Here is a 3559-nt window from a genome sequence, read left to right on the forward strand (position 1 = left end):
GCGAAGGAGACCCTCGAGATCTACGCGCCGCTCGCGCACCGGCTCGGCATCCAGACGATCAAGCTGGAGCTGGAGGACCTCTCGTTCGCGGTGCTCTACCCCAAGCTCTACCTGGAGATCGAGTCGCTCGTCCGCAGGCGGACCCCGAAGCGCGAGGAGATCGTGCAGGAGGTGACGAGTGCGATCACCGACGACCTGAAGGCCGCGAAGCTGCGCGGACGGGTGGTCGGTCGGCCGAAGCAGTACTACTCGATCTACCAGAAGATGGTTGTGCGCGGCCGCGAGTTCGACGAGATCTACGACCTGGTCGGCATCCGGGTGCTGATGGACTCCCTGCGCGACTGTTACGCCGTGCTCGGTGCGATCCACGCCCGTTGGACCCCGGTGCCCGGCCGCTTCAAGGATTACATCGCGACCCCCAAGTTCAACCTCTACCAGTCGCTGCACACGACGGTGCTGGGCCCGGAGGGGCGCCCTGTCGAGATCCAGATCCGCACGAACGAGATGCACCAGCGCGCCGAGTTCGGCGTCGCGGCGCACTGGAAGTACAAGGAGCAGGTCGCCGGCCGGGCGGGCGCGCCGGCGTCGTCGGGCGACGAGGACATGCAGTGGCTCGCCCACCTGTCCGACTGGGAGAGCGAGACCGCCGATCCGCAGGAGTTCCTGGAGGGGCTGCGCTTCGAGATCGGCGCGAAGGAGGTCTACGTCTTCACCCCGAAGGGCAAGGTCGTCGGCCTGCCGGCCGGCGCGACGCCGGTCGACTTCGCCTACGCCGTGCACACCGACGTCGGCCACCGCACCATGGGCGCGAAGGTGAACGGCCGGCTGGTGCCGCTCGAGTCGCAGCTCGCTTCCGGCGACGTCGTCGAGGTGTTCACCTCCAAGAACCCCGACTCCGGGCCGAGCAAGGACTGGCTGCAGTTCGTCCGCAGCCCGCGCGCGCGTACGAAGATCCGGCAGTGGTTCACCAAGGAGCGCCGGGACGAGGCGATCGAGCAGGGCAAGGACGCGATCGCCAGGGCGATGCGCAAGCAGAACCTGCCGCTCACGAAGCTGATGAGCCAGGACGTGCTGGTCGGCATCGCGACGTCGATGCGCTACGAGGACGTCTCCGCCCTGTACGCCGCGATCGGCGAAGGCCACGTGTCCACGCAGTCCGTCATCGAGCGCGTGCTCGCGCAGGTGCAGCAGACGCAGGAGGCGGACGAGCCCGAGTTCGAGGCGCCGACCACCGGCCGGCAGCGGGCGATCCGCTCGAGCGACTCGGGCGTGCTCGTGCGCGGGGCGCCGGACATCCTCGTCAAGCTGGCGAAGTGCTGCACCCCGGTGCCGGGCGACGAGATCCTCGGCTTCGTGACACGCGGCGCCGGCGTCTCCGTGCACCGGTCGGACTGCAACAACGTCGTGTCCCTCGAGCGCGAGCCCGAGCGGATGGTCGACGTCGAGTGGGCGCCGACGTCGAAGAGCGTCTTCCTGGTGCAGATCCAGGTGGAGGCGCTGGACCGCTCCGGCCTGCTGTCCGACGTGACCCGGGTGCTGTCCGAGCACCACGTGAACATCCTGTCCGCGACGGTGTCGACCTCCTCCGACCGGCTGGCGCTCAGCCGGTTCGTGTTCGAGATGGGCGACACCACGCACCTCGACCGCGTGCTGAACGCCTGCCGCCGCATCGAGGCCGTCTACGACGTCTACCGGGTGTCCGCGGGCTGATCCCGCTCCAGCGACCCGATCGGGATCGCGACCGCCGCGCCCGCTGGGCATCGCCACAGCGGCCGATCGCCGTCCAGCACGGCACCCAGCGGATGCGTGGCGGGGTGCGCCGGGCAGATCGGCCAGCCCGTGGCCAGCCCGAGGCGCCAGAACGATTCGATCACCCACTCCTGCGCGGCGTCCGCGGCCTGCACCACCCGCGCCGGGCGGGAGGCGGCGCGATCGACGCCGACGCCCGCGCCGGTCCCGTCCGGGCGCAGCAGCACCACCGTGCTCTGCTCGGGATCCCAGCGCTCGTCCGCGATCCGAGGCGCGGGTGCGCCGGTCGTCCTGATGTCCGTGAGCACCGGCTCCAGCGCGTCGGCGATCATCGGCTCCACGTGGCCATCCTCGCCCCGGGCGTCCTCGTCCGCAGTGCCCTCGACCTCAGTGCCCTCGACCTCAGTGCCCTCGTCCGCAGGCCACGGGCAGCGCGGCGAGGCGCTCGATGCCGCGCTGCTTGTGCGGGCACTGCTGCTGCAGCTGCGCGAGCGCGGCGGCGATGGACGGCGGCGTCCCGGCGATCCGCAGCAGCGCGGCGGCGGCGGCCGACGCGTCGGGGGAGGGGACGTCGGGGAGCCGCAGCAGGTCGAACGCCGTCTTCAGCGGCGTCGTGACGCGCACGCCGCCGAGCCGCGGCGCGTCGTCCGAGCGGAAGCGCGCCTCCCGCGGCGCGGGGAGCAGCATCTTCGTGCGCGGCGACGTGCGGACGTCGAGCGCGAGCGGCAGCGGCCTGGGCAGGTGCTCGACCGCTCCGTGGACCCAGGCGGCGCCGAGCAGCTCGACCACGAGGTCGTGCCGGGCGACGGCGTCCGCGAGGCTCGCGGCCCGCACCGCCGGGCCGAGCGGCACGTCGACCGGGACGACGGTCAGCCCGAGGCGGCGGCAGTCGCCGTCGAGGCGCAGCGCGGACCGCTCCGCCTCCGGGAACTCGGTCGGATCGATGGTCGGGGCGAGTCGCATCCGCCGAGTGTCGTCGGCTGCGGATCGATGCGATCCGCTGCGGGCCGGGCTGTGGAGAACCCGGCCTGGGGAGGGGACCTCCGGGGCCCAGGTCCCGTCAGCCGATCGCGTCGAGCCAGATGCGGCGCGCGTTCAGCGCGTCCTCCGCGTCCTTGACGCGCCGCGCGTCGCCGGCGGCCCTCGCATCGGCGAGCTCGGCCTCCAGCCGGGTGATCGCCGACGTCAGCTGCGAGGCGAGACCCTCGGAGCGGGCCTTCGTCTCGGGGTCCGTCCGCCGCCAGTGGTCCTGCTCGAGCGACGCGACATGCTGCTCGATCTTCCTCAGGCGGTCCTCGACCTGCCGGATCTGCTCCCGCGGCACCTTGCCCGCCGCGTCCCAGCGGCGCTGGATCGCGGTCAGCCGGGTCCGCGCGGACTGGGCGTCGGTCGCGGTCAGCAGCGGCTCCGCCTCGTCGAGCAGCGCGAGCTTCGCGGTCAGGTTGCCGCCGTACTCGGCGTCCTGCGCGGCCTGCTCGTCCGCCTTCGCGGCGTAGACGGCGTCGCCCGCGGCGCGGAACCGCGCCCAGAGCGCGTCGTCCACGCGCTTGCCGGCCCGACCCGCCCGCTTCCACTCGTCGAGGAGGTCGCGGTAGAAGCCGATGGCGTCGCCGCTCGACGCGGAGAGCGCCTCCGCCCTCGCGACGATGCGCTCCTTCTGCTCGCGCGCGGCGCCCTGTGTGGCGTCGAGCTCGGCGAAGTAGGCCCGGCGCTGGCCGTCGATCGATCCGCGGGCGTCGCGGAACCGCTTCCAGAGGTCGTTCGACTCGCCCTTCGGCAGGCGGGCGCCGCTGCGCTGCGCCTCCTGCCA

The 3559-nt window shown here is 72.7% G+C and carries 4 protein-coding genes; 1 reads left to right on the forward strand and 3 read right to left on the reverse strand.

Annotation, left to right across the window (positions count from 1 at the left end):
• Positions 1 to 1710 (forward strand): RelA/SpoT family protein (locus tag ACFE60_RS18220; RefSeq protein WP_375390266.1); only part of this gene is annotated, 1710 nt, incomplete at its 5' end.
• Here the strand turns inward: ACFE60_RS18220 and ACFE60_RS18225 are convergent.
• From ACFE60_RS18225 to ACFE60_RS18235, 3 genes are all read right to left on the reverse strand, one after another.
• The gene (locus ACFE60_RS18225) at positions 1689 to 2090 is read right to left on the reverse strand and encodes a hypothetical protein (RefSeq protein ID WP_375390267.1); all 402 of its coding nucleotides are present in this window, start codon (positions 2088 to 2090) and stop codon (positions 1689 to 1691) included. The two genes, ACFE60_RS18220 and ACFE60_RS18225, sit on opposite strands and share 22 nt — an antisense overlap.
• A gap of 61 nt (positions 2091 to 2151) precedes the next feature.
• Positions 2152 to 2712, reverse strand: coding sequence for a hypothetical protein (locus tag ACFE60_RS18230; protein WP_375390268.1), 561 nt, complete (start codon positions 2710 to 2712; stop codon positions 2152 to 2154).
• 97 nt (positions 2713 to 2809) lie between these two features.
• Positions 2810 to 3559, reverse strand: a 750-nt coding sequence (locus ACFE60_RS18235; protein WP_375390269.1) for a DUF349 domain-containing protein, incomplete at its 5' end; no start/stop codon positions are given.

Source organism: uncultured Amnibacterium sp., from assembly GCF_964245895.1.
Taxonomy (GTDB): Bacteria; Actinomycetota; Actinomycetes; order Actinomycetales; family Microbacteriaceae; genus Amnibacterium.